The organism is Niallia circulans, assembly GCF_007273535.1.
Lineage (GTDB): Bacteria > Bacillota > Bacilli > Bacillales > Cytobacillaceae > Niallia > Niallia circulans_B.
The window spans coordinates 1097050-1123626 of the sequence record NZ_RIBP01000001.1 but is presented as its reverse complement, the minus strand read 5'-3'; the positions used below and the strand labels follow the sequence as shown (position 1 = coordinate 1123626).

Here is a 26577-nt window from a genome sequence, read left to right as displayed (position 1 = left end):
ACTGTTTAAAAGATACACTTACCTTATCATCGAAGAGATTATTACGTATATAATCACTATCGAACATAGAAGAAGATGGCTATAAAACCCGCTTTCTTGGAGGCTTACAGATAATAAAACCAAATAATCATTCAGGAAATTAACGATAATCAAAATGTAGGATTCTCTTTACAAACCTTGAAATAACAGTGTTTGTAAGCGTAATCATAAAATGATTATGTACGTAATTATTTAGTCTTAGTATGCTTAATCCAGAAAGCTAAATCACTATTGAAGGAGGAGTAAAATGGGAGGTGCTGTGAAGCCAAATCATACTTTACCAACCTTAACTGTTAAGCAAGAGAAAGGAATTCGGAGACAAAAGATCCTGGCAGGGATAAAAACGAATAAGCTTCTATATTTAATGATATTCCCAGGTATGCTGTATTTTCTAATCTTTAAATACTTACCGATGGCGGGACTTATCGTTGCGTTTCAGGACTATCAACCATACTTAGGTATTCTTGACAGTCCGTGGGTAGGTCTTAAACATTTCATTCGTTTATTTACTGAACCTACTTTCTTCATGTTATTGAATAATACGTTAATACTGTTTGCATTAAATATTGTTATCTTTTTTCCACTACCTATTATCCTGTCACTCATGTTGAATGAAGTGAAAAACAAATACTTTAAATCAGGGATTCAAACCTTGATTTATATTCCGCACTTTATGTCTTGGGTAATTATTGTTTCCATCACGTATGTTTTCTTAAATGTAGATGGCGGGGTTATCAATGAGTTTTTAGCGTCAATAGGATTGGGCAAAATTAGCTTTTTAACTTCACCTGATTGGACGCGAACGGTTTACATTAGTCAAATAATCTGGAAGGAATTAGGATGGTCAACGATTATTTACCTTGCTGCGATTACTGCTGTTGATACGCAATTATATGAAGCAGCGGAAATGGATGGTGCGGGCATCCTCAGAAAAACGTGGCATGTTACATTACCAGCCATTCGTCCCGTTATTATTACGCTACTAATCTTAAAAATCGGGCATACTTTGGACCTGGGATTTGAGCATATGTATCTTCTGCTTAATTCATTAAACAGAAATGTTGCTGAAATTTTCGACACCTATATTTATACAGCCGGGTTGAAAAATGGTCAATTAAGCTTTAGTACAGCAGTGGGATTATTTAAAGGGATTGTTGGATTGATATTAGTTATTTTAGCTAATAAACTAGCTAAAAAGTTTGGAGAAGACGGCGTGTACTAATAAGGAAGAGGGAGGGTATTTCGATGCTCAAATCAGTAGAAAAATTAAATTCCATTTTTACTAGCATTCTAAACTTAGTGTATGTAAATATATTGTGGATTTTGTTTACGTTATTAGGGTTAGGTGTGTTTGGTATCGGCCCTTCTACTTATGCCTTGGTTAGTATTTGCCGGCAATGGATACGCGGAAACAGAATACCTGTTTTTAAGACCTATTGGCAATATTACAAAGAAAACTTTAAGGAATCTGTCTTAATTAGTTGGATTTATCTCTTTATTGGCTTTGTTATAGCTGTCGACTTATTAACCGTCACAAATTGGTATTTAAGGGTGGCTCTGTTAATAGTAGGATTCATTTATTTGTTGTCTGTCGTATATATCTTTCCAATCATGGCCCACTACAATTGGAATGGAATTATCTTGAAAATGAAGATGTCCTTGCTATTTGGCTTAGCCTGCCTGCAATATTCACTGCTATTTTTCCTAGTGACAGGTGTACTTTATTGGGCAGCTATAACGTTTTTCCCAGGAGTTATAACCTTCCTTGGAGTCAGTTTCTTGTTCTTTTCAATCACTTGGACAGCAAATCAAGTGTTTACGAGAATGGAAATCGAGGATTCTAAAGAAACAAATATAAATGAACACATAAAGGAGAATTGTAATGAAAAAACCAATGGTATCAAAGTTAGCTAGTGTAAGTCTTGCCAGTATGTTGCTGCTTGCAGGGTGCAGTGGAGAAAAAACTAGCAATAAATCTGGAGATGGTGACAAGGATAATGGCAAAACAGAAATATCCTGGCTAAATATTCTCCATACCGCTTCTCCACCGACAGATACGATCATAAATGAACTGGAAAAGAAAACAAATACGGAAATTAAATTCTCGTGGATTCCTGACGCGTCAAAAGAAGAACGTATTAATACTGCTTTAGCTTCTGATTCTTTGGCGGATATTGTTACCTTAACGATTTTAGAAAATTCTTCTGTTAGAAACGCATTGAAATCAGGTATGTTTTGGAATATTGAAGATTATTTAGATGAATTTCCTAACTTAAAAGCAATTCCCGAAGAAATGCTGAAATCAGCATCGACTGAAGGCAAGCTTTATGGTGTACCGTTCCAAAAGGATTTGGCGAGAAACGGTATTGTTCTTCGTAAAGACTGGTTAGATAAACTTGGTCTTGAGGTTCCTAAAACAACAGAAGAATTAATGGAGGTAGCGAAAGCATTTACAGAGAACGACCCAGATGGTAACGGCAAAAAAGATACAACTGGTTTTATGGATCGCAGTGATTTAATTTATGGAGTATTCAAAACGGTCGGTTCGTATTTTGGAACACCAAATAATTGGGAAGTAGATTCTAAGGGAGAATTTGTGCCGGAATTTGAAACTGATGGATATATCAAAACAATGGATTATATGAAAAAGTTATATGATAATGGCTGGATAAATAAAGATTTTGCTGTAACTGCTAAGACGGATCAGCAGCAAAACTTCGCTCAAGGAAAAGGTGGTATTTATGTTGGTGCCTTATTTGACGCGAAAAATCTTGAAACAATGGCAGCCGGTATCCAGGATAATATGAAGCTTACCCTTGTTAACGATATGACTTCAGCGTCTTACTCTGAAAGAGCGATTTGGTCTGGAGGTAATGGAATTGGAGGGTTACTAGCATTTCCTCGTTCAGAAGTTAAAGATGAAACAGAATTGAAAAAGATATTAAAGTTCGTTAACGATTTAATAGACACAGAAAACTATACATTAATGACTTATGGAATTGAAGGTACACATTACAAGCTCGATGATGATGGTGCCTATGAAATTATCAATCAAGACTTATGGCAACAGGAAGTTCAGCCATTTGCTTCTTCACGCCCTAATGAAACCGGATACAATCTGAAGGATCCAAATCCAATTAAGGCAGAAGCGGATGAAAAAATAGCAGATAATGCACAATATGCTGTTATGAATCCTGCCTTTCCATTAGAATCTCCGACTTTTACAACGCAAGGGTCTGAATTACAAAAGATTATCACAGACGCTACTTATCAATACATTTTAGGAGACATCTCTCTTGCTGACTTTAAGAAAGCAGTGAAGAGTTGGAATGACCAAGGCGGGAAAACAATAAAAGAAGAATATAAGGAAGCCTATAAAACTACGAATTAAGGATTTTGCCCTTGGATGTTTACACAATAAGCTGACTTCTGAAAGAAAAGGAGTAAAAGATGAAAGAATGGAACTGGTCTGTAAAAACAGCAAACTCGATTATGGAGAGACTGCCCCGACTATATGAAGACAAAGGCTACAATGGAAAATGGTCCTATGATTATGGAGTTGTCTTAAAAGGCTTTGAAAAAGTGTGGAGACAAACAGGTTATCAGCAATACTTCAACTATATAAAGGACAATATGGATTATTTTATTCAAGATGATGGTTCCATTAGAGGGTATCACTTAGAGGAATATAATATTGATCATATTAACAACGGGAAGCTGTTATTTGTGCTTTACAAGGAAACGGGGGAAGAAAAATATAAAAAAGCTTGTGATTTATTACGGAAACAGTTCGAAACACATCCGAGAACATCTGAAGGTGCATTTTGGCATAAACAAATTTATCCATACCAAATCTGGCTGGACGGACTGTATATGGGATCCCCTTTTTATGCGGAATATCAAACAACCTTCGCTAATGGAGCAGGTTTAGAGGATATCATTGTTCAATTTAAGCTAAGCTACCAGCATTTGGTAGATCAACAAACAGGGCTGTTGTATCATGCCTGGGATGAAAAAAAGCAACAGCCATGGGCTGATAAAGAATCAGGATTGTCCCCGAATTTCTGGGGACGTTCTATTGGCTGGTACTTGCTGGCAGTTGTAGATACGTTAGAAATTTTGCCAGAAAAAACTGTAGGTCGTGATGTTCTTATCCAAATTTTAGAGAAAACATTGCAAGCACTTAAGACTTACCAAGATGAAAAGAGCGGTGTTTGGTATCAAGTTACAGATAAAGGACATGAAAAAGGGAATTACTTAGAAGCTTCATGCAGCAGTATGTATGTTTGTGCACTTGCAAAAGGTATCCGGTTGGGTGTTTTGGACCGTAACGGTTGGGAAGCACAGTTAACAAAATCCCATCAGGGCTTATTGGATGAATTTGTTTTGTTAACGAAGGAAGGCTGGGTAAATTTAAATAAAACCTGTCAGGTTGCTGGACTTGGCGGTGCTGGTAACAGGGATGGCTCCTATACTTATTATATAAGTGAACCAATTATTTGTAATGACCAAAAGGGTGTGGGAGCATTTTTGCAGGCTTTAGCAGAATTTGAAGAAGTAATGAAAGAGGTGTTGAAATGACAGCCTATTTAATTCGCGATTTGGAAGCGCTTGGTGATGGTGAATTATGTACGGAATCAATCCAAAAAGCGATTGATGAAGCATATGAAAACGGCGGTGGCATGATCATTATTCCTGCAGGTGAGTTCTTAACAGGAGCGTTATTTTTAAAAGATAATATTGAATTGAATTTGTCTAGAGGAGCTGTTTTGAAATTTTCTAATTATCAGCATGACTACCCTGTGGTTACTTCGCGGTGGGAAGGTGTAAAAAGAGAGGTTTATGCATCTTGCTTGTATGCGGAAAATGCCAAAAACATTGCTGTAACTGGTTTTGGCACGATTGATGGAAATGGAATGCAATGGTGGGATATATTCCGAAATCATCAGGAGAAGCTCGCTTACCCGCGTCCAAAGCTTATCAGCTTTGATGGCTGTGAAAATATTACCATTAAAGATGTGACGCTCATAAACTCACCAAGCTGGACCGTTAATCCCATTTGTTGCAATAATGTGACCATTGATAATGTGTCGATTTTTAATCCAGCTGACTCACCGAATACAGACGGAATTGATCCGGAATCCTGTGCAAATGTTAGAATCAGCAATTGCCACATTGACGTAGGCGATGACTGTATTGCCATTAAATCTGGAACAGAAGGTACAGCAGAACGCGTTGCTTGCGAAAATATTACGATTTCTAATTGTACGATGATTCATGGGCATGGAGCTGTTGTATTTGGCAGTGAAATGAGTGGTGATATTAGAAATGTGACAATAAGTAACTGTGTTTTCCAAGATACAGACAGAGGGATTCGCCTCAAATCACGTCGGGGTCGCGGCGGAGTAATTGAGGACATTCGTGTTGATAATATTGTCATGGAACGAGTCATATGTCCATTTATCTTAAACTTATATTATTTCTGTGGACCGCGCGGAAAGGATAAATATGTGTGGGATAAAAATCCTTATCCAATAACAGAGGAGACACCGATGTTCAGACGCATCCACTTCTCGCATATTACTGCCCGTAATGTTCATGCAGCAGCAGGATTTATTTATGGCTTAGCTGAACAGTATGTGTTGGAAATTAGCTTTAATCATATTGATATTTCAATGGCTGAAAATGCTACTCCTGGGAAGCCGGCAATGATGGCCGGAATCGAGGATATGAATAATCGTGGTTTTTATGTTGGCTTTGCCAAAGACGTCCTGTTTAATCGTGTAACCGTTGAGAACCATGAAGGACCAGCCTTCCATATTGAATATTCAGAGGACATAGAGGTCACTCATTGCAAGTCCAAGAATACAAAAGCTGCAGAAGAGCTACTTAAAGAAGTAAAGGTGAAATGAAAGACCAACATTTAAGGCAATTATTTGCCCTCTTAGGAGATCGTTCAAAACCAGAAACCTTATCTGCCCAAGTAATTAGTAGAGAACAACAAAATGGATATATACTAGAAAGTTTACTGTTAGATTTAAATGGTCTGGAAAAGGTGCCAGCTTATTTTGCTATACCGCAAGACACAGATGGCCCGCTGCCAACGGTCATCTTTAATCACTCTCATGGCGGTAATTTTGAGCAAGGAAAACAAGAACTACTTCATAGCAGTGCTTATTTACAAAATCCCTCATTTGTAGAGGAACTTACAGGGCTTGGCTATGCTGTTTGTTCAATAGATATGTGGGGATTTAATGAACGTAAGGGAAAACAGGAAAGTGAACTTGTGAAAGAAATGCTTTTAAATGGGCAGACGCTTTGGGGTATGCGTTTATTCGACAGCCTGTCGCTTCTGGATTATCTTGAAACCCGTCCGGATGTAGATTCTAACAGACTAGCGACAATCGGTATGTCAATGGGCGGATTGATGAGCTGGTGGTTGGCTGCACTTGATGAGCGCATTAAAGTGTCTGTTGACATTGCTGGTCAGGTTCATATCGAGACGCTTATGAACAAACGCGGCTTAGACCATCACGGTTTCTACTATTATGTGCCTGGATTTTTAAAGCATTTCTCTACTTTAGCTGTTCAGGAACTGATAGCCCCAAAGCCTCGCCTAAGCTTAGCAGGCAAGGATGACAGGATGTGTCCAATTGAAGGAGCGCAATACTTAAACATACAATTGCAAAAAACATACACGAACCACCATGTTCCTCAAAACTTTGAAGGCTATGTGCTCACAGGAGGGCATCAAGAAACAAGGGAGATGCGCGCGTTATGGAAAAAGTTCTTAGAAAAACATCTTTAAAGAGTTTAGTTGTTGGTAGAAACGAAATGTGTGATTTTTCAAGTATCCAAGCTGCGTTAGACTATTGGCAGGAGGAAAGAGGACCACTTAAGCTAACCATTTTGAGTGGAAAATATCATGAAAACATACTTTTGTATCAATCAGACATTTCCATAATTGGCGTTGGAACAGTCCAGATTATTGGCAATCGGTATGCGCTGCAGAAAAATGAGCAGCAGCAAGAAATCGGGACCTTTCAAACAGCTACCTTTTTTATCAATGGATCAAATATAGCCATTGAAAATATTGAGATTATTAATAATGCTGGACCAGGGGAGACGGTAGGTCAGGCGGTAGCTCTTTATAATGAGGGAACCAATATTACGTTCAAGAACTGCTCCTTCAAAGGCTATCAGGACACAATATGTCTTGGACCATTACCAGCATTGCAAAAAAACGGTCAGTTATTTTCAACTCCAAAACTAAAAACATCCTTTAAAGAGCACAGCTGTCATTTTAGTTATTGTTACATTGAGGGCACGGTTGATTTTATCTTTGGCGGTGGCGAAGCAGTCTTTCAAGGCTGTGAAATAAAATCATTAAAAAGGCCAAATAATGACGAAGGATATATAACGGCAGCCTCCACTCCTGAAGGTGAAAATGGCTTGTATTTTATACATTGCTATTTAACGGCAGACAAAGACGTTACAAATGTTTATTTAGGAAGACCGTGGCGTTCGTTTGCAAAAACGACCTTTGCTAATTGTCGAATCGGCAAGCATGTTCATCCTGTAAGATGGGATGATTGGGAAAATCAGCACAACAGAAAAACGGCGACATATAAAGAATATAAAAATATCTATCACTCTAAAAAAGAGTTGGTCATGTTGGATTGGATCACTTTCATTGAATAGAAAGGAATTACGAGAATGAAGCGAAAAAGGGAAGTAATCATTGGCTTTGTGGGTGTCATCCTTTGTGTCATTCTATTGGGGGGATTTTCGTTAACCATCACCACAATGGAGGAGCAGACTTTTGCAGAAACTGTTTTTCCAATTCTGCAGGAGGATGTTTCGAAAGACTATGTTTCTGAAAGTTTCGTTGCAGTGAAAGCACTTGCTGTATGGTTTGGTGTTACCTTGTTGATTGTGCTTAGCCTCACTTTACCAGCGACAATATGCATCTGGAGAAATAGATATCCTAAATGGGCGGCTTTTCTTTATTTAGCAGCAGGTGCGACTACTTTAATTGGCACTCAAATGCTTGCTTTCCCATTAGCTTTTTTCTTTTTTATTGCTGGAAGCTTATGTTTATTTAGAAAAATAACGAAAAGTGAAGGAGCAAACTATGTATCGAACAAAAGTCGAAAATCCAATATTGCCAGGATTTAATCCAGACCCCAATGTCCTTAAGGTCGAGGATACTTATTATATTGCTGTTTCTTCCTTTGAATGGCTGCCAGGAGTACGAATTTATCAATCAAATGATTTGGTTAATTGGAAGCATGAAACAGATATCTTAACGGATCAAGTAGATTTACGGGGGAACCCGCAGAACGGCAGTATTTGGGCACCGCAAATTAGTTATTCAGATGGGCTGTTTTATTTAATCTATACGGATGTGAAAAGTACGAAACGGCCGTTTAAGGATTCACACAATTACTTAATTACCGCACCAAGTATTAATGGTCCATGGTCAAAGCCGGTCTATTTAAACAGCAGTGGCTTCGATCCGTCTTTATATCATGATACGGATGGACGGAAATGGTTGTTAAATGAAATTTGGGATTATCGACTGACAACTGGCAATAAATCAGCGGGAATAGTCATGCAAGAATTTGACGGAGAGAAAGAAGCTTTAATCGGTCCAGTCTTCAAAATATTTGATGGCACAGAATTAGCCAAAACAGAAGCTCCTCATCTATACCGCCACGGTGAATATTACTATTTAATTACCGCAGAAGGTGGCACTGGGTCAAGTCATGCTGTGACAGTATGCAGGTCAACGGAAATTACAGGTCCATATGAACTCGATCCCCATTATCCAATGCTGACTGCAAAAGATAAACCAGCTTCTCCATTACAATGCTCTGGTCACGGCAGCATTGTGCAAACATCTACAGGACAATGGTATATGGTGTATTTATGTACACGGCCATTGCAAGGAAATGCCGCTATCCTTGGACGAGAAACGGCCATCCAGGAGGTTTATTGGACGGAAGACGGCTGGCTGCGATTAGCAATGGGCGGCGATGGTCCACTGCAAGAAACAGAGATTGTAACTATCGACAAGGTTGAACAAAAAAAACATACCGATTTTAAAGATGATTTTAACAATGCACTTGAAAAAGAGTGGAATACATTACGGATTCAAGCAGATGAAACATGGTGCGATTTAAAGAGCCGCAATAGCTATCTACGAATGCACGCTGGTGAATCCATCCAATCTTTATTTGAGCACCACCTCCTTGCAGTCCGCCAAAAGGATTTTCATTTCACTGCTGAAACTAAGCTAGACTACACACCAAAAACCTATAACCAAATGGCTGGGTTGCTTCTCTATCTTAACGATAGTAACTATCTGTATACCTACTTAACATACGATGAAGAAGCTGGACGTGTCATCCGCCTGATGAAATGCGCTGATGGGGAATTTACATTAAGTCCAGTGTGTATAAAGATGGGGGAAGGAGAGGTTAAGTTTAAGGTAGAAGTCAATGGTCCAGTTGCTAATTTTTATTATCAAATCGAAATCGGTGATAGCGCTGCTTGGCAGCAAATTGGTGTTGATGAGGATGTGATGTTCCTATCTGGAGGATTTACCGGCAATTTTGTTGGAATTGCTGTCCATGATATGGATAAAAAAGCTAGTTCTTATGCGGATTTTGATTACTTTGAGTATTGTGGGTTTGATTATAAATAATTGAAAAAGAGGTTGGGAACTGAACTAACTTATCGATTATTAGTTCAGTTTTTTTTATTTGGTTCTTTCTGTATAAAAAAAAAAATAGAAGCCCTAGTGGAATGGAGCGGAGGGCACTTGACACCTGAGGAAATAGAGACGATTTATACCCTGCATGCTCATCTTCCCGCGGTAAGGGAGTGACCGCAACACAATGGAACGAACCAATTTGAAGTCCTATTCTATTTATAATCCGAAGCTCATTGTTTCAATATGAGATGAAATTATTTTTATTTGTGTTTAGATAGATTATATTTTGACTTGTCTCAGCCTCTATTTTGTATATACTAGGTTTAATATTTCGCCTAATGGTTATCTTTTTAAATAAGAGAGAAGCAGCCTAAAAGCATCACAAATCTTATTTAAACGGAGGATATAATGAAAAAGAAAGTTACCATTATTGGCGGTGCCGGCACGATTGGATCGATTTTATATCGTGGTCTTGGCAGTAAATACCATATTGTTATCCTTGATAAAAAAGCCCCTGAAAAAGCAGAAGAATTTATTGAGGTGGATGCAACCGATTATGACTCGCTCTGCAGCAGCATCCCAAAAGATTCAGATGCATTAATTAATTTACTAACTATGAAATCGCATAACGATTTACAGGATATACAAGAATTTCAAAACATGACAAAGCTTCATTTTATGGCTTCTTTTTATGTCATGCATGCCGCTATTACATTAGATATTCCTAAGATTGTCTATGCGAGCAGCAATCATACGACTGATTATTACGAGAAAGATGGCTATTCAACGTTAGGAAGGGAAGTTACGACAGCGGATTATCCTTACTCCAACGGCTTATATGGTGTGTTGAAGCTGGCTTCTGAAAATATTGGCCATATTCTTTCCCATCAAACCGATAACAATTTATCGCTAATAAATTTACGGATTGGAAGTGTTCATCCAGATGAAATGAAGGCGGTAACAGAAGACGAGCGGCTGCATAGAACATTGCTAACACATGAGGATACAGTCCAGCTTTTTGACCTTGCTCTTGAGTCAAAAGTAAGGTATGGAACTTACTTTGGGGTTTCTGATAATCCTCAAAAACCATGGTCTACATCTAACGTATTTGAACAGCTAGGATTTATCTCAAGGTCCAATGCATTTGATGTATTAAAAAAAGACAAGAATTTATAGCAGGAAAAATGTTAACGTTCACAAAATCTTTAATGAACAAACTTTCATAACCATAAAAAAAACACCCTCCTAAAATCGTATTGTTCTAATATGATTCAGGGGGGTGCTTTTTCTGTAAGGTTTTTTCAGGTTAGGCAGAAATATTAGGATTGCTTTGTTTCTTATAAGACTTAATTTTATTAACAGCATAGATAATCGAGGCAATCCAAACGACAATGATAATCGCATAAACATATGGATATGCTGCTTCATTTTCTATCCATGAAGTTACAAGTGTACGAGCATTCACTAAGATAATAAATCCGCCGACCAACACGCCCATCAGCTGTGCATGCAACTTGCGGACAAGCCATGCTGCAATTGGTGCCGCAATAATGCCGCCAATCATCAACGCGCCAACCCACAGCCAGTTTACCTGCTCCCAGCCAAGGGATATAAAGAATCCAAGCGTTGCAGATACTGCAATTGCGAACTCACTTGTATCAACAGTACCAACAACTTTACGAGGGCTGATGCCTTTTTTTGATAATAAAACGGGAGTTGCAATCGGTCCCCAACCGCCGCCTCCTGTAGCGTCGGCAAATCCAGCAATAAGTCCTAACGGAATTGATTGTTTACGGCTTAATGACAGCTTCTTTTTCTCTTCTGATGGACGGAAGTTGAACAAAAAGCGCACTAACACGTATAGTCCCAATATTAATAGGAACAAGGAGATATACGGTTTTGCTATATCACCTGGAAGATTGCTTAAAAAAGTTGCCCCTAAGAATGCCCCAATGGAGCCTGGAATAATCAAACGATAAACTGTTTGCTTATCAACATTGCCAAACTTAATATGAGATGCGCCAGATGCGGCAGTAGTGACGACTTCAGCCAAGTGAACAGAAGCAGATGCAACAGCAGGTGCTATTCCAAATGTAAGCAAGAGCGAAGAAGATGTTACGCCATAGGCCATTCCAAGTGAACCATCGATTAATTGTGCTAACAGCCCGATAAACGCAAAGATGATTAATTTTTTCATGTACAATACCCCTTAGTGTTAATAAAAGTATAGAAAAAAGGCGTAATCCTTTATATGCAGTAAATGCAGTAAGGGTTACGCCTTCGGTGTTCCGATCAGCTTGCCAATTTTTTAATTTTCTAAATTAAGATGATTATAAAACATATAATTCCTACCTGTCAACTTATAATTAAAAATATTTAAGTGCACAAAAAAGCCTTGCTGAAGCTAGCAAGACATTCAAAATTCTATTCATCGTATAGATGGCATTTAACGGCACGGTTATTATGTATATTGTTGTTTTTCGGCACTTCGGTTTTGCAGCGCTCGAAGGCGAACGGGCATCTTGTGTGAAATACACATCCTGACGGCGGATTAAGGGGAGAGGGAATTTCTCCTTGTATCGCTATTTTTTCACGTTTGCTCTCCGGATTTAACAATGGAACTGCTGAAATTAAGGATTTCGTGTACGGATGTAATGGGTCTGAAAATAATTCCTCTGTTGAAGCTTGTTCGACAAGATTTCCTAAATACATGACCCCGACTTTATCGGCAATATGTCTGACAACACTTAAGTCATGTGATATAAATACATAGGACAAGTTCAGTTCCTTTTGCAGACTTTTCAACAGATTAACAATTTGTGCTTGGATGGAAACATCAAGGGCCGATACAGGTTCATCACAAATAATTAGTTTCGGCTGTAGAACCAGAGAGCGGGCAATCCCGATTCGCTGCCTTTGTCCGCCGGAAAATTCATGAGGATACCGGTAATAATGTTCTTCGTTAAAGCCGACCTTTTGCAAAATTTCTAATGCAAGGCTTTTGCGTTTTTGTTTAGAGCCTATGTTATGAATAGCAAGTGATTCTTCAATCGAATAGCCGACTTTTTTGCGTGGATCTAGTGAGGTATGAGGATCCTGAAAAATCATTTGCAGCTCCTTACGAACATACTTTAACGAGGATTTTCTTAGCTTAAAAATATCTTCACCCCGATAAATAACCTCGCCATTTGTCGGCTCAACAAGCTTTAAGAGTGTTCTACCAGCGGTGCTTTTTCCACAGCCTGACTCGCCCACCAATCCAAACGTTTCGCCTTCATATATGTCAAAGGACAGGTCTTCAACTGCTTTAATATAAGCCTTTGTTTTCCCTAATGATGTTCTGACAGGATAATATTTTTGCAGATTTTTCACCTGCAGAATCGGTTTTTGTTCAATCTGCATAAATTGTTTCTCCTTTCAACACTTCATCATAGTGCCAGCACCGGACACGATGGTTGTTTTCGACTGTTTCCAATGAAGGCATGCTGCTTTCACATGTGCTGCTTGCATACTTGCATCTCGGTGCGAACCTGCAGCCGGCTGGAATTTGAAATAGGGATGGAACAGTGCCTGCAATGCTCGGTAACTGTTCAACGCGTTCGCCTTCAATTTGCGGCACAGATTTCATTAAACCAATTGTGTATGGATGAAATGGCCGTTTAAAGAGAGTTTTGACATCTGTTTCTTCGATTACTTGCCCTAAATACATAACAGCTACTTTTGTACACATATTAGCAATTACACCAAAATCATGTGTGATAAGGATAATCCCCATATTCAATTGTTTTTGAAAAGAGGTAATTAATTCTAATATTTGCGCCTGGATGGTCACATCTAATGCAGTTGTCGGTTCATCCGCAATCAGCAGCTTAGGCTGACATGACAAAGCCATCGCAATCATAACCCGCTGACGCATCCCTCCGGAAAGCTCATGAGGATATTCCTTTGCTCTTTGCTCAGGCGAAGGGATTCCGGTAAGTCTCAGAAGTTCGACTGCTTTCCTATACGATTCCTTTTTTGATGTCGATTGATGAATAAGAATCGATTCTGCGATTTGTTTGCCAATCGGCATAACGGGATTGAGTGAGGACATTGGATCTTGAAAGATCATGGCAATATCATTGCCGCGTAATTTCTCCAGCTTTTTCTTGTTATACTCCAAAAGGTTTTCCCCATTAAACATAATCTTTCCATCATAAAAGGTGCTATCTTCATCGAGCAATTGCAGGATGGCTTCTGCTGTAACGCTTTTTCCGCAGCCGGATTCTCCAACTACACCTAATATCTCGCCTTCCTGCAGTTCGAAGGAGACCCCATCTAAAGCAGAAACCGTTCCCTTATGTGTGGCAAAGTCTACTTGCAAATCTTCTATTTTAAGTAATGGAACAACGTGGCTCATCTTCTTTTTCTCCTTTTCACTGAAAGTTTGCTTTTCGGATCAAGATGATCTCTTAAGCCATCGCCGAACAGGTTAAGCCCAAGCACGATTAAAATGATGAAAAGGCCAGGAAATACGGTCATCCACCAAGCGTTATAGATCGCAAGCTTTCCGTCATAAAGCATATTCCCAAGGCTTGGAAGGGGAGCAGGAATCCCGGCTCCAAGAAAGCTGAGCGATGCTTCTGTCAAAATAGTGACTGCAAAGACAAATGTCACTTGGACAATGAGCGGAGCAAGAATATTTGGGGCGATATGCATAAAGAGAATTCGAAATGAACTCGCACCTTGTGCCTGTAGTGCCTCGATAAATACCTTTTCTTTCACAACTAATGCAGCGGAACGGACAATTCTTGCTATAGAAGGGATGAAGACAAGGACTAGCGCAATGATAACGTTAATTGATTTTGGACCAAGTGCGGACATAATGGCAATTGCAAGTAAAATCGACGGAAAAGCGAACAGGCCGTCACATATCCTCATAAATATATGGTCCAGCAGCTTATAATAAGAAGCCAAGAGTCCAACAGTCAGGCCGATAACAGATGCAACCAAGGTGACAGTAACCCCAATTAGCAAAGATATGCGAACACCGTACATCGTTCTGCTAAACACATCTCTCCCGAAATTATCTGTACCAAACCAATGGGCATTAGATGGTGCAGCCAAGCGGTTTTTTGGGTCGATTTCTAATATCTCATACGGAGAAAGAAAGGAGGCGAACACTCCTATAAAGGTGGTGATAACTAACAGAATACTACCAGTAAGCAGCAATCTGTTCGAAAAAAAGCGGCTCTTTTTTTTGACAGTATTATTAATAGCTATAGGTTTATTAACTAGTACTTTTGTGCTTTCTGACATTTTGTTCTCCTTTCTTAAGCTTGATAAGAGTTTCGAACGCGCGGATCAATGACTGCATATAACAAATCAACGAGCAGGTTCATCAGCACATAAACAACGGTAATCATTAAAACAGCTCCTTGAATGACTGCATAATCACGGCGATTAATGGAAGCAACAATCAATTGGCCAAGTCCAGGTATATTAAATAATGATTCCGTCACAGCAGCACCAGTGATGAGACCTGCAAATGACTCACCAATAACAGTTAAAATTGGAAGGAAGGCAACTCTTAATGTATGTTTGAGCAAGATTGCTCTTTCATTAACACCTTTTGCCTTCGCTGTTTTAATAAAATTTTCCGAAAGGGTATCAAGCAGGGAGGACCTTGTCATCCTTGTAATAAGAGCGGCTTGGATTGTGCCGAGAGTGATAGCAGGCAAAATAAGATACTTTAAATGCTCCCATAACCCTTGACTAAGAGGAGCATAGCCTGAGACTGGCAGAACCTTCAGTTGCACAGCAAAGATCATGATGAGAAAGGAGCCTAATAAAAAGCTGGGAATCGAAATACCGATTAAGCTCGTTCCAGAAATAAGATCATCCTTCATGCGACCTTGGTTTTTTGCTGCAACAATACCGAAGATAAGGGCAATGGTGACACCGATTAGCTGTGATAGGATGGCAAGTGAAAGCGTTGGTCCTGCATTTTCCAAAAATGCTATTAGGACAGGTTTTCCAAGAAAATAAGAGTTGCCAAAGTCACCTTGTGCAATATTAGCCAGCCAAATAAAAAACTGCGCTATTAATGGTTTATCAAGACCAAGCTTTTGATTAAGCTCTGTGATTTGTTCAGGAGTTGCACCTTCGCCCAATATAATCATGGCAGGGTTACCAGGCGTAATATGAATGATAAGAAAAACGACGACAGCAACGACTAACAGTACGGGGATGAGCGACAAAAGCCGTCTTATAATATATCCGCCCATGAAATCTTCCTTTCAGAATTAAAAATTTGTATGGAAGAAGCAAGACAGAGCTTTTAATCTGCAAGCCTTGCTTCTTCGTGTGTATTAATGGTTATTGAGACTGATATTGTAGAAGACTGGTCCGAGATTGAAATCATAGCCTTCTACTTTATTGGCAACAGCATTAAGTGCGACCTTATGGCCAATTAATGTGAATGGAAGAGTATCCCACACATACTGCTGAGCAGCATCAATCGCAGGTCTTGCATTCTCCACATCATCTGAGGCCTTAATAGCATCTAAGTACTTAGTAGATTCTTCAACAGGTGCACCATAAGATGTCCAGAAGCCTTGGAAGATAGTTGAACGTGCTGCCCAGTCAACAGGATAAAGATCCCAACTGCTTGTGTCAGTTAATTTTTCACCAAATGTTGCCCAATCATAGACTTCCAGTTTTACTTTGACACCAATATCCTCTAATTCTTGCTGTACAACAACAGCAGTATTGTATTGATCCTGATAGTCACGAGAAGATAAAATTTTAATTTCTTGTCCGTTATAGCCGGCTTCCTTTAAATATTCCTTCGCTTTATCCTGATCATGCTGGTTATACTCCTCACTGCCTGCTTCACTGTAATAGTTAGGGAACTGCTTATTAACAATCGAAGAAGTCAACTCATAGAAATCAGCACTGCCATAGGAGCTTGAAAGGATATCCTCAGAATTTATCACCGCATTGACTGCTTTTCTTGCGTTCAAATTCTTAAAGAAACCTTCTTGGGAATTGTAGAAAAGACCAAGAAAACCACCAGGTGCTTTTTTAATGGAGGCAGTTTGTGCTCCTTCCACTTGTTGTGCATTATCACTGGATATTCCTAATGCAATATCAAATTGGCCTGTTGTTAATCCGGAAATTCTAGTTGATTCGTCTGTAATAAAGCTGATTTTAATTTCATCTACATGAGGCTCTTTCTTAAGCTCACGGCCTTCTGAGGAATAGTCAGCAAACTTTTCTAAAGTTAAGTACTGATTTTGCTTCCATTCCTTTATCTTGTAAGGTCCTGTACCGACATACTCTGTTGCACCTTCGTCAGGAGCATTTTCGATAATTTCCTTCGGCATAATTGCAGCTGCCGGAATTGGATCTGCAAGCAGTGCAAGTGTATTCACATTAGGTGTTTTTAAATGGAGCTCCACTGTATAGTCGTCTGTTTTTTTTACGCTTGCGCCAATAAAGTTTGTTTTACCTAAGGATGAAAGCTTAATCCATCTATTAATAGAGGCCTCCACATCATCAGCAGTCATTTCCTTGCCATTATGAAACTTCACGCCTTTACGCAATTGGAATGTATATACCTTCTTGTCATCACTTAAATCAATCTTTTCCGCTAAGTCAGGAACAACATTGCCACTATCATCGAGAATGACGAGCTTTTCATATATGCTGCGTGTTGCATCCTTAACACTGGAGTTTCCTGTTATTTGCGGATCAAGTGTTGTGGGTTCACTTTGAAAAGCGATATTTAACGTTCCTCCATCTTGAACAGCATCATTCGTATTACTAGAGCTGCGTGTTGTACCCTTATTGCTGCTGCAGCCTCCAATGACGAATAGAACAAGTAATAGTGACAGCCATTTGTACTTTGTTTTTTTCAAAGTAATTCCCCCATTGTATGCAATTTAATTCCTACTATTTAACTTTGTTTTGTAGGATTAGTGCTTATGCTAACATCCGCCAGAAGATTTGTTAAATTGAAAAAACTAATAGGTGAATTTACTAATACTAATTTTTGGAATTAATTCCCGTCTGGCTAAATGTATTAATAAAAGTAATGCGTGACTTTAAAAATACTAATTATACATTCTTAAAACTTTGGTTTATGATAATCTAAACTATTCCTACAAGTTTTGTTGGTATTTAAAATAAGCAAATGGAGGATGAAAATCATGTCAAAGAAAAAACAAATTCAATTTGGTGTTATGCTGCACGGCCCTGGGGGACATATGAACGCATGGAAGGATGAATCTGTACCGGCAGACGCAAGTGTTAATATTGAATATTATCAATCGATCATAAAGCAGGCAGAAGAAGCAGGCTTCACGTTCGCATTTGTGGCAGACGGTTTATTTATAAATGAAAAATCGATTCCTCATTTCTTAAACAGATTTGAGCCGCTAACAATATTATCGGCTCTTGCGACCATTACGAAGAATATTGGTTTAGTTGGGACGGTATCTACTTCTTATAGTGAACCATTCACGATTGCCCGCCAGTTTGCTTCATTAGATAAGCTCAGCGGTGGCAGAGCAGGCTGGAATGTTGTGACATCTCCATTAGAAGGCTCTGCTGAAAATTATAGTAAAGGAGACCACCCGCACCATGCGTTAAGATATGAAATTGCCGAAGAGTACCTCCAAGTGGCACAGGGCTTGTGGGATTCCTGGGACGATGACGCATTTGTAAGAGACCGCAAAACAGGGCAATTCTTCGATCCAGAAAAGCTGCATACATTAAACCATACTGGCAAGCATTTCTCCGTTAAAGGACCGTTAAATATTGAACGCTCTAAGCAAGGGCAGCCGGTTATCTTTCAAGCTGGGTCATCGGAAGCAGGAAAAAACCTTGCCGCAAAGGATGCTGATGCCGTTTTTACAAATTCGAGTTCCTTTGAACAAGCAAAGGCATTTTACGATGATGTGAAAAGTCGTGCAGAGCAGCTCGGCAGAAGCAAGGATGAAATAAAAATTTTCCCTGGCATTCACCCGATTGCAGGCAGAACAATGGAAGAGGCAGAAGAAAAGTATGCAGCAATTCAAAACCTTGTATCCATTGAAGATGCATTGAACTACTTAGGAAGATTCTTTGACCATTTTGATTTCAGTGCTTTTCCACTTGATGAGCCTTTTCCTGAAATCGGGGATGTCGGAGCGAACAGCTTCCGCTCCACAACAGACAGCATCAAAAAACTGGCGAAAGAAAACAACCTGACTTTAAGAGAGGTTGCACTGCAAGTGACAACACCGAAAAGTGCGTTCTTTGGAACATATGAACAAGTGGCAGACCAGTTAATTGAATGGGTAGACGGCGGAGCAGCAGATGGCTTCATTTACGGTGCACCTGTACTTGGTAACGGCTTATCTGATTGGATCGAAAATGTTTTGCCTATTTTGGAAAGCAGGGGCTATTACAATAAAGCGTATACTGGTGCAACACTCAGAGAGAATTTAGGGTTAGCTTACAAGCACAGTCAATACGAAAAACAGCCGCTTAATCAAAACTAAGTACTAATTAATAAAAATGGGGAGGAAGTGTTTCACATGCTGATTGACTACGGGCTTGTCGTCTCAAAAAAGGGTTTTCGAATGAAGAAAAAGGAAGCATTTGCTCAATGTGAATATCTTCATTTTCCAGAGGTTCGTTTTTTTCAATGGTGCAACGAAAAATATAAAATAAATAAAGGGATTTACCATACAATTGATGAATGGTTTTATACAAATGGAATTAACAATATCATCAGCAGACGTATCCATGTGATTGCGTATTTAGAATATCTGTTGACACAAGATCAGTTCCAAACAGATAGTAAATACGTCAAATTTGGAAGCGGCGGGTTAGTTAAATCCTTAAATGAATTTCTTGCAGAGACAGAAATGATTTTGTAGGTTGAATTTTAGGAAGGGAAGGATAGCTTTGGGCTTAAATATTGTGACAGATAATAAGAATGAATTAGAAAATCATTTAATTGATGTACGAAGGAATCTCCATAATGAGCCTGAATTATCCAACAAAGAAGTAGAAACAACAAAGAAAATCAGACAGTGGCTCGAAAATGCTGGGATTGCCATTCTTGATGTGCCATTAGCTACAGGTGTTATTGGAGAGGTGATTGGTGAGCAGGATGGGCCAATCATCGCGATAAGAGCTGATATTGATGCCTTGCCAATTCACGAAGAAGCAGTGAGTTCTTTTCAATCAAGCATTCCTGGTGTTATGCATGCATGTGGTCATGATTTCCATACTGCCGTCATTATTGGCGCTGCTTATTTGTTGAAAAACAGACAAGACAGGCTTAAGGGGACAGTCAGAATTGTATTTCAGCCAGCAGAAGAGACAGGGCATGGTGCTAAGTCTATTATTGCTTCAGGAGGATTGGAAGGAGTCGAGGCCATATTTGGTCATCATAACGACCCTTTAAGCGAAGTAGGCGTCTTCGGAGTTAAAGATGGTGTATTAACAGCAGGTGTTGACCGCTTCGAAATTAACATTAGGGGTAAAGGCAGCCATGCGGCACGCCCGCAAGAAGGAATAGATCCTATCGTTATTGCTGCTGAAATCATCACAAGATTACAGTCGATTGTTAGCAGGCAAACAAAGCCAAGTGAAAGTGTCGTCATCAGTGTTACACAAATGCACGGCGGCAACACATGGAATGTTATTCCAGAGACAGCTTATTTAGAAGGAACTGTCCGAACATTGAAGGAAGAAATCCGGCAGACAATAGAGGGGAAAATCGAGCGGGTAATTAAAGGGATAACAGATACCTACGGAGCTGAGGGCAAATTAGTTTGGCATGCAGGACCGCCATCTGTTAATAATGATTTAGAATGGACCAACTTTGCCAGACATATTGCTAAGAACAATGGTTATAAAGTTGTGGAAGTGGAACCAACATCAGGAGGAGAAGATTTCGCCTTCTATCAACAGAGCATACGAGGCGCATTTGTTAATATTGGCGTTTCCGGTGAATACGGTTTGCATCATCCTAAATATACGCTTAATGAAGAGGCAATATTGCCCGCCGCCTATTATTTTGCCGATTTGGCGGAGCAGGCATTAAACAAGTTATATGTTGATGCAATCGCTAAGGACTTTGAACCAAGCTAATCGATGAATATGGAAAGGCCAACTTCATTTTCTGAGGTTGGTTTTTTTGTTAAGAGAACTATCGTCAAACAATATATAAAGGTGAATGTAATAGAAAAGCGATAAGGGGAGGGATAAACCCTTATCACTTTTCAAACAAGACGTGACGTAAACTCCTACAAAAAGTAGTTTCGCGGATTTTTTAGTGCGCTGGCAACTTTTTTAATTCCTTCGTCAATCCGATGGACTTCAACACTAGAAACATTTAACTTCAAAATTCGTTCATTATAAAAGTCGTCTAAATAATTTTTGTTAACTGAATCAAGAAGGATACCATCTTGATGTAAATGGGCAATAAATGTTGGTAAATTCACTCGTTTGGGCAATAAAATATGACTATGCATGACGATTTCACCTGAAGATTCGTACATAGATAAATGATCCTGTATGGATTGATGCAGAATTTTCCCACGGACTTGGTAGATGTCACTGACTTTTGTTTTATTATGTTCAAACAACCCATTTTTTAAGTAAAGATATAAGGCGGCTTGTGAAATCATCGAGCTGTCAATATCAGTAGTCATTTTGTATTTTTGGAACATGTCGATAAGCGCAGGAGGAAGCACTGCCAATCCAACCCGTAAGCCAGGGAATAGTACTTTTGAAAAGCTTTTTAAATAGATAACCTTTTCGTGGTAATCCTCAGTAAAAAGCGGATCATTCTTCGAATTTGTTTCAAAATCTGCTATATAATCATCCTCTATAATATATACATTATATTTGTGTGCTAATTGTAAAATAGCCTCTTTTTGCTTTTTATCGTAGGAAGTTCCTAAAGGATTATGAAAGCGCGGCATCGTATAAAAAAATTTAATATCCTCTGTTTGAAATAGTTGCTCCAATCGATTTAAGTCAATTCCATTGGCAGTACGTTTAATTCCGATTGCGGGAAGCTGAAAGGTTTTCAGCATATCCATGTATAAATGATAACTAGGTTGTTCAACTAGAATGGTAGTTCGGTTGTTTGGAAAGGGCATTATACTTAGTAAGGAAAGAGCCTGTTGTACACCTGTAGTTATCAGTATCTGTTCAGTTTGCGCAAATACTTGGTAGGATTCTAATAATTCTTTCGCTTCTGCAATCAGTGGCGGCCAACCTTTTGGCGTCCCGTAGCGAAACAGTTCCTCTTGATAGGTATCAATTGCTTTATTGATACAGTGCTGAAATTCTTTATAAGGAAATGCATGCCAAGTAGGAGATGAGGTTGCAAAATCAATAATGTCTGTGGACAATGGGGGGGTGAACACATGATTATCGACAACATAATACCCGCTTTTTGGTAAGGCGTAAATAATATGTTGTTCCTCCAGTTTTTTTAATGCAGTTAATACCGTACTTTTACTACAATCGTATTGTTCTGTTAAAGTTCGAATGGAAGGTATTTTTGCACCTGTTGCAAAAATACCAGATTGAATTTGCATTAATAGTGATTGATAGATTGATTCATACTTTAGCATTATAAACCTCCTTATAAAATCTGTATCGGTACAGATCTGTAATTTTAAATCGTGCTTTGTATTATTATCTCTTAAGATAGTAGTACCGGCCGGATTAATTTATGGGGGAATAGACATGAACGAAAAACAAAAGGCATATATTGCGGCGACTATTTATGCATTTATCATTGGGTTGTCATTTATGTTTGTAAAAATTACACTAACGGTTGCTACACCGTTAGATACATTAGCGCATAGGTTTACTACTGCTTGGCTTGTTGCCACAGTGTTATTGCTAATAAGAAAAGAGTCTATCAAAATAACAAAAAAAGATGCACTGCGAATTTCGTTGTTAGCCATTCTTTATCCGACATGCTTCTTTGCTTTCCAAGTATTTGGCTTATTGTATACATCCTCATCGGAAGCAGGAATTATTCAAGCAACAATCCCAATTTTTACATTAATTTTTGCAACTATCATTTTAAAGGAAACTTCCACACATAGTCAAAAACTAGCAATTGGTTTATCTGTAGTCGGTGTGATTTTTATTATGGTAATGAACAATTCAGGGAGCACTAACACAAGTTTTCTTGGTACTGGTCTAATCTTAATTTCAGCCATTACGTCTTCACTCTACAACGTATTTGCCAGAAAGCTAACACAGCGCTATTCCATCTTTACGATCACTTATTTCATGACATTGTTTGGATTTATAGTCTTTAACGGCATCGCATTGACAAATCACGTAGTGGATGGAACAGTCAGGCAATATGTCGAACCTTTTAAGCATGGTGATTTTGTTCTTGCCATCCTTTATTTAGGTATACTGTCGTCATTAGGATCGTCCTATCTTTCCAACTATGCTTTATCAAAAATAGCTGCATCAAAAATGAGTGTTTTCAGTAATATTGCTACACTCATAACAATTCTAGCAGGTGTTATTTTCTTAAAAGAGGAATTTCATTTATACCATTTAGCAGGTGCGATTATGATTATCATCGGTGTTATTGGTACCAACTATTTCGGTGTAAGAGGGAAAGTAAATGAGAAAATAAAGCGAGTGATATAGGCTCCAATTGCATAACAGTAAAAAAACTGTAGATGAAAACCATATTGTTTCATCTACAGTCAAGTATGTTACGTTATTTAAGTTAGTGAATAATCTCGCTTGATCTAGCTTTCTCAGCCGTTTTTTTCGTGGCATTTGCTAGTGGTTTTTTAAGGAATACGGCTGTTATTATCGCAATCACACCGAATAGGAGCAGCATGCTAACAGCATGATAAACTGTTTCATTTACCATTCCGCCAACTGTTTCACGTAACAGGTTGATTGCATACGTAAATGGCAGGAATGGATTTATCGCTTGAAAGAATGGTGGAGCAACTTGGATTGGGAATGTTCCACCTGCGCCTGATAACTGTAATACGAGGAAAATGATGGCGACACCTTTACCGATATTACCGAAAACAGACACTAAAGTATAGACAATTGTCATGAAAATCATACTGATCAACATACTGAAAAGGACAAATGCGACTGGGTTTGCTACATATGCTTTTAAGATGAAAATATCTCCTAAAGTAACAATCAGACTTTGGAAAAATCCAATTGTAACAAATGTTAAACCTCTGCCAAAATAGATTTGATTAGAAGTATAAATTCCTTCAGGATCTCTGACATCCACACGCAGCAACGAAATCAGTAATAATCCTCCAACCCATAAACTAAGGGTTGTGTAGAAAGGAGAGTTGGCAGACCCATAATTAGGAATGGCAAATAGTGAATGCTCATCTAAAACAACAGGATTCGCCATAAAGTCACTTTCTTCATTTATATCATTTTTTAACAAAGAGATAATTTCACCTAGATCATAATTATCTTCAAATTCTCGGATAGAATCGGCAGTATTTGTCAGGGTTTTCTTGAAGCTTGGCAAGTCATCTCGCACTAAATTTGCAACCTTATGAACAGATTCTTCTAATCCAGGCAGATCATTTCTAATAATCGAAGCAACCTTAGATAGCTGTTTCTCTGCTTCAGGAAGGTCATTACGGACAAAGTCTGCTGCTACATGCACTTTCTCTTCTAAGGAAGGATATGTGTTTGTATAAAAGTCTGCAGCTTTATCTATCCCATCTAAAACGTCTGCCATATTGTCTTTAATAATGCTTGAGGTTTCTTGAATCTCTTTTTTAATTGCTGGTAGATTGTTTTCGAGCTTTGCGAGATTTTCCTGTGCAAGCGTAAGCGAATCTTTTGTTGTATTTAGAATTTCTTTTAATTTCGGCAAGTTTTCTTGAGCGCTTTTTAAATCTGCACCCGCATTTTGGGCTGTTTCTTTCAATGCACTTAGCGCATTAATTATGGCAGGTGCCGTTTGTGTATCATAACGGTTAAGCATTGCCGTACTTAGGTTGATAGCTTCTTGAGACAATACCATTAATTCTGCAGCATTATTTGCTTGAATAGTATCAAGAAGTTCTTTTTCTTTTGTAAAGTTTGTCTGTAAAGCTTGCAGGTCTGTTATCTCTTGTTGTAAAGCTGCAGCTCCATTAGCAGTATTAAGCGTAGTAAATAACGCAATGGAGCGATTGAGACTATCTATACTTGTTTGTACTTGAGTCTTAAGGAGTGCCGCCTTTTCTGTTATTTCTTGCTCAGATAGTGAACCAGTTTTAACTGAAGTCGCATACTGGTGGACAGCATCCGCTGTGTTTTGATATAAAAGAAGGTTCTGCTTATAAACCGGACCAATTGTTTCAAAAGCTTCCGCATTTTCTTCTATAAATTCAGGAATGACCTCCGCGATTTCTTGCCCATTATTGATACCTTGCTCAATTTCTGCTAACGACCCACTAGCGTTTGTTATAAATTCTTGCATCTTTTCGACATTGGTGACGGCTTTTGTAACGGTGTCGCTAATTTCGGAAAAGTGACTTTCTAATTCAGCCACCTTTGTGGCCACTTGTTCCAATTCAGGTGCTTTTTCCTGAAGGAGCAGAATTCCTTCGCCTACCTTCTTAAGCTCTGGCAGTTTTTCTTCCAATAATAGAATATTTTCAGATGCGGCATTTAATTCGGGAATGGCAGCTTCTAATGCTAATAGTTTTTGTGCCTGTTCATCAATTATTGGTAGCTTTTCCTCTAAATGAATAATCTTTTCAGATAATGCATCAATTTGCGGGATGTCTCCCTCTAGTGTAAAGATTTTACTCTCAATATTGCGAATGGTAGGAAGCTCTTCTTCTAGCTTGATTCCCGCATCATTAAAGATAGTCAGGACAGATTCGCTGACTGTTTCCACGAAGCTTTCCTTAACAGATTGGACAATGGTAGAAGCACCGCTGGATGTCATTTTTGGCGCAATGGCATTCAATTTCTCGTTGACCGTGTATTCAATTTCTGGTTTTACTTGTTGATCCTCTAAAACAGTACCTATCTTCTCGGAGAAGTCCTTCGGTATATAAAGACTTGCATAATAAGTGCCTTTTTTGACCCCTTCAGCGGCTTCTGTTTTGCTGACAAATGTCCAGCCGAGCTTATCATTCTCTTTTAAGGTTGAAACGATTTCATCGCCGATATGTACGTCCTTATCACGAATGACAGCACCCTCGTCCTCGTTAGTTATCGCAATTTTAATACCGCTAGTGTTGGAATACGGGTCCCATGACGCCTTTAAATTAAACCAAGCATAAAGAGAGGGTAAAATCATTAAGGCAATGATTAAAAACAATGCAACAGGAGTTCGGAAGATCCGCACCCAATCATTTTTATAAATAGTAAATATGTTTCGCAAGACTTAATCTCCCTTTTATTCATTAAGTATGAATCATTATTATGTGGATTTTTCTACCATATCATTCTTTTATAAATTTTTTATCATGTCAAGCATTCTTTGACTGAATTTATTAGTTAAATGCAATATTGCTTATGGAGTCAAATAGTAGATATCTAACTTTGAGGTGTAGGTGGTAATGATGGTGACCTGTATAACTTAGTGAAAATGGAAAACTTATCCTTACGAAAATTGACACAAAAAGTACACCATTTGTTCACAATTATTCTGTGACTATTCATGTTAACATTATATACATAGTGGTAATAAAGAAATATGAACATAACCAAGGAGTAAATTAGGTTCGAAAATAAATGTTGTACATAGTTTAAATGTAATTTTGTTCAAAGTAGGATTTAGAAGTTGTTTGAATGGAGCA

General features: G+C 38.6%; 22 protein-coding genes. 14 read left to right on the top strand and 8 right to left on the bottom strand.

What is annotated here, in order from left to right:
• Positions 1–403: 403 nt before the first annotated feature.
• The 10 genes from CEQ21_RS06400 (at position 404) to CEQ21_RS06355 (ending at position 10933) form a co-directional block, all read left to right on the top strand.
• On the top strand, positions 404–1261 hold the full coding sequence (locus tag CEQ21_RS06400) for an ABC transporter permease (protein ID WP_328593467.1): 858 nt from the start codon (positions 404–406) through the stop codon (positions 1259–1261).
• A gap of 23 nt (positions 1262–1284) precedes the next feature.
• Entirely contained in the window at positions 1285–1953 is a 669-nt protein-coding gene (locus CEQ21_RS06395; protein WP_185763749.1) for a YesL family protein, read from the top strand.
• Positions 1922–3430, top strand: a complete 1509-nt coding sequence (locus CEQ21_RS06390; protein WP_185763748.1) for an extracellular solute-binding protein — start codon at positions 1922–1924, stop codon at positions 3428–3430. Before CEQ21_RS06395 ends, CEQ21_RS06390 begins: the two co-directional genes overlap by 32 nt.
• Positions 3431–3489: 59 nt before the next feature.
• Positions 3490–4620 carry a glycoside hydrolase family 88/105 protein gene (locus tag CEQ21_RS06385; protein WP_185763747.1) on the top strand — a complete coding sequence of 377 codons (1131 nt, stop codon included), beginning with the start codon at positions 3490–3492 and terminating at the stop codon, positions 4618–4620.
• On the top strand, positions 4617–5951 hold the full coding sequence (locus CEQ21_RS06380) for a glycoside hydrolase family 28 protein (protein WP_185763746.1): 1335 nt from the start codon (positions 4617–4619) through the stop codon (positions 5949–5951). Before CEQ21_RS06385 ends, CEQ21_RS06380 begins: the two co-directional genes overlap by 4 nt.
• Complete coding sequence (locus CEQ21_RS06375; RefSeq protein ID WP_185763745.1) at positions 5948–6847, top strand: dienelactone hydrolase family protein; 900 nt, start codon at positions 5948–5950, stop codon at positions 6845–6847. The genes CEQ21_RS06380 and CEQ21_RS06375 overlap by 4 nt, the downstream gene beginning before the upstream one ends.
• A complete protein-coding gene (locus tag CEQ21_RS06370) occupies positions 6817–7740 on the top strand; it encodes a pectinesterase family protein (RefSeq protein ID WP_185763744.1) in 924 nt (307 codons plus the stop codon). Before CEQ21_RS06375 ends, CEQ21_RS06370 begins: the two co-directional genes overlap by 31 nt.
• Positions 7741–7755: 15 nt before the next feature.
• Positions 7756–8217 (top strand): hypothetical protein, encoded by a 462-nt coding sequence (locus tag CEQ21_RS06365; protein WP_185763743.1) that lies wholly within the window; start codon positions 7756–7758, stop codon positions 8215–8217.
• Positions 8174–9748, top strand: coding sequence for a glycoside hydrolase family 43 protein (locus CEQ21_RS06360; RefSeq protein ID WP_185763742.1), 1575 nt, complete (start codon positions 8174–8176; stop codon positions 9746–9748). Before CEQ21_RS06365 ends, CEQ21_RS06360 begins: the two co-directional genes overlap by 44 nt.
• Before the next feature lie 417 nt (positions 9749–10165).
• On the top strand, positions 10166–10933 hold the full coding sequence (locus CEQ21_RS06355; RefSeq protein WP_185763741.1) for an NAD-dependent epimerase/dehydratase family protein: 768 nt from the start codon (positions 10166–10168) through the stop codon (positions 10931–10933).
• A 130-nt stretch (positions 10934–11063) separates the two neighbouring features.
• Here CEQ21_RS06355 and CEQ21_RS06350 read toward each other — a convergent pair whose 3' ends face one another.
• From CEQ21_RS06350 to CEQ21_RS06325, 6 genes are all read right to left on the bottom strand, one after another.
• A complete protein-coding gene (locus tag CEQ21_RS06350) occupies positions 11064–11954 on the bottom strand; it encodes a sulfite exporter TauE/SafE family protein (protein ID WP_185763740.1) in 891 nt (296 codons plus the stop codon).
• Positions 11955–12181: 227 nt separating this feature from the next.
• Entirely contained in the window at positions 12182–13159 is a 978-nt protein-coding gene (locus CEQ21_RS06345; protein ID WP_185763739.1) for an ABC transporter ATP-binding protein, read from the bottom strand.
• Positions 13149–14156, bottom strand: a complete 1008-nt coding sequence (locus CEQ21_RS06340; protein WP_185763738.1) for an ABC transporter ATP-binding protein — start codon at positions 14154–14156, stop codon at positions 13149–13151. The genes CEQ21_RS06345 and CEQ21_RS06340 overlap by 11 nt, the downstream gene beginning before the upstream one ends.
• The gene (locus CEQ21_RS06335; protein WP_185763737.1) at positions 14153–15055 is read right to left on the bottom strand and encodes an ABC transporter permease; all 903 of its coding nucleotides are present in this window, start codon (positions 15053–15055) and stop codon (positions 14153–14155) included. The genes CEQ21_RS06340 and CEQ21_RS06335 overlap by 4 nt, the downstream gene beginning before the upstream one ends.
• A gap of 14 nt (positions 15056–15069) precedes the next feature.
• Positions 15070–16023 carry an ABC transporter permease gene (locus tag CEQ21_RS06330; RefSeq protein WP_185763736.1) on the bottom strand — a complete coding sequence of 318 codons (954 nt, stop codon included), beginning with the start codon at positions 16021–16023 and terminating at the stop codon, positions 15070–15072.
• A gap of 84 nt (positions 16024–16107) precedes the next feature.
• Positions 16108–17658, bottom strand: coding sequence for an ABC transporter substrate-binding protein (locus CEQ21_RS06325; RefSeq protein WP_235907186.1), 1551 nt, complete (start codon positions 17656–17658; stop codon positions 16108–16110).
• 291 nt (positions 17659–17949) lie between these two features.
• Here CEQ21_RS06325 and CEQ21_RS06320 point away from each other — a divergent pair, with 291 nt between their 5' ends.
• From CEQ21_RS06320 to CEQ21_RS06310, 3 genes are read left to right on the top strand one after another with little or no spacing between them, the layout of a single operon-like run.
• On the top strand, positions 17950–19284 hold the full coding sequence (locus CEQ21_RS06320; RefSeq protein ID WP_185763735.1) for an LLM class flavin-dependent oxidoreductase: 1335 nt from the start codon (positions 17950–17952) through the stop codon (positions 19282–19284).
• A 36-nt stretch (positions 19285–19320) separates the two neighbouring features.
• Positions 19321–19665: a hypothetical protein gene (locus CEQ21_RS06315; protein WP_235907185.1), complete on the top strand. Its 345-nt coding sequence runs from the start codon at positions 19321–19323 to the stop codon at positions 19663–19665.
• Between the two features lie 43 nt (positions 19666–19708).
• Positions 19709–20887 carry an amidohydrolase gene (locus CEQ21_RS06310; RefSeq protein WP_185764118.1) on the top strand — a complete coding sequence of 393 codons (1179 nt, stop codon included), beginning with the start codon at positions 19709–19711 and terminating at the stop codon, positions 20885–20887.
• Between the two features lie 155 nt (positions 20888–21042).
• Here CEQ21_RS06310 and CEQ21_RS06305 read toward each other — a convergent pair whose 3' ends face one another.
• Positions 21043–22383 carry an aminotransferase-like domain-containing protein gene (locus CEQ21_RS06305; RefSeq protein WP_185763734.1) on the bottom strand — a complete coding sequence of 447 codons (1341 nt, stop codon included), beginning with the start codon at positions 22381–22383 and terminating at the stop codon, positions 21043–21045.
• A gap of 115 nt (positions 22384–22498) precedes the next feature.
• Here CEQ21_RS06305 and CEQ21_RS06300 point away from each other — a divergent pair, with 115 nt between their 5' ends.
• Complete coding sequence (locus tag CEQ21_RS06300) at positions 22499–23431, top strand: DMT family transporter (protein WP_185763733.1); 933 nt, start codon at positions 22499–22501, stop codon at positions 23429–23431.
• A gap of 82 nt (positions 23432–23513) precedes the next feature.
• Here the strand turns inward: CEQ21_RS06300 and CEQ21_RS06295 are convergent, their stop codons facing one another.
• Positions 23514–26159 carry a YhgE/Pip domain-containing protein gene (locus CEQ21_RS06295; RefSeq protein WP_185763732.1) on the bottom strand — a complete coding sequence of 882 codons (2646 nt, stop codon included), beginning with the start codon at positions 26157–26159 and terminating at the stop codon, positions 23514–23516.
• Positions 26160–26577: the final 418 nt, after the last annotated feature.

Bases quoted from the DNA above. Each gene is read 5' to 3' on its own strand.
- CEQ21_RS06400 (WP_328593467.1), top strand. From the start codon at position 404: ATGATATTCCCAGGTATGCTGTATTTTCTAATCTTTAAATACTTACCG.
- CEQ21_RS06395 (WP_185763749.1), top strand. From the start codon at position 1,285: ATGCTCAAATCAGTAGAAAAATTAAATTCCATTTTTACTAGCATTCTA.
- CEQ21_RS06390 (WP_185763748.1), top strand. From the start codon at position 1,922: ATGAAAAAACCAATGGTATCAAAGTTAGCTAGTGTAAGTCTTGCCAGT.
- CEQ21_RS06385 (WP_185763747.1), top strand. From the start codon at position 3,490: ATGAAAGAATGGAACTGGTCTGTAAAAACAGCAAACTCGATTATGGAG.
- CEQ21_RS06380 (WP_185763746.1), top strand. From the start codon at position 4,617: ATGACAGCCTATTTAATTCGCGATTTGGAAGCGCTTGGTGATGGTGAA.
- CEQ21_RS06375 (WP_185763745.1), top strand. From the start codon at position 5,948: ATGAAAGACCAACATTTAAGGCAATTATTTGCCCTCTTAGGAGATCGT.
- CEQ21_RS06370 (WP_185763744.1), top strand. From the start codon at position 6,817: ATGGAAAAAGTTCTTAGAAAAACATCTTTAAAGAGTTTAGTTGTTGGT.
- CEQ21_RS06365 (WP_185763743.1), top strand. From the start codon at position 7,756: ATGAAGCGAAAAAGGGAAGTAATCATTGGCTTTGTGGGTGTCATCCTT.
- CEQ21_RS06360 (WP_185763742.1), top strand. From the start codon at position 8,174: ATGTATCGAACAAAAGTCGAAAATCCAATATTGCCAGGATTTAATCCA.
- CEQ21_RS06355 (WP_185763741.1), top strand. From the start codon at position 10,166: ATGAAAAAGAAAGTTACCATTATTGGCGGTGCCGGCACGATTGGATCG.
- CEQ21_RS06350 (WP_185763740.1), bottom strand. From the start codon at position 11,954: ATGAAAAAATTAATCATCTTTGCGTTTATCGGGCTGTTAGCACAATTA.
- CEQ21_RS06345 (WP_185763739.1), bottom strand. From the start codon at position 13,159: ATGCAGATTGAACAAAAACCGATTCTGCAGGTGAAAAATCTGCAAAAA.
- CEQ21_RS06340 (WP_185763738.1), bottom strand. From the start codon at position 14,156: ATGAGCCACGTTGTTCCATTACTTAAAATAGAAGATTTGCAAGTAGAC.
- CEQ21_RS06335 (WP_185763737.1), bottom strand. From the start codon at position 15,055: ATGTCAGAAAGCACAAAAGTACTAGTTAATAAACCTATAGCTATTAAT.
- CEQ21_RS06330 (WP_185763736.1), bottom strand. From the start codon at position 16,023: ATGGGCGGATATATTATAAGACGGCTTTTGTCGCTCATCCCCGTACTG.
- CEQ21_RS06320 (WP_185763735.1), top strand. From the start codon at position 17,950: ATGTCAAAGAAAAAACAAATTCAATTTGGTGTTATGCTGCACGGCCCT.
- CEQ21_RS06315 (WP_235907185.1), top strand. From the start codon at position 19,321: ATGCTGATTGACTACGGGCTTGTCGTCTCAAAAAAGGGTTTTCGAATG.
- CEQ21_RS06305 (WP_185763734.1), bottom strand. From the start codon at position 22,383: ATGCTAAAGTATGAATCAATCTATCAATCACTATTAATGCAAATTCAA.
- CEQ21_RS06300 (WP_185763733.1), top strand. From the start codon at position 22,499: ATGAACGAAAAACAAAAGGCATATATTGCGGCGACTATTTATGCATTT.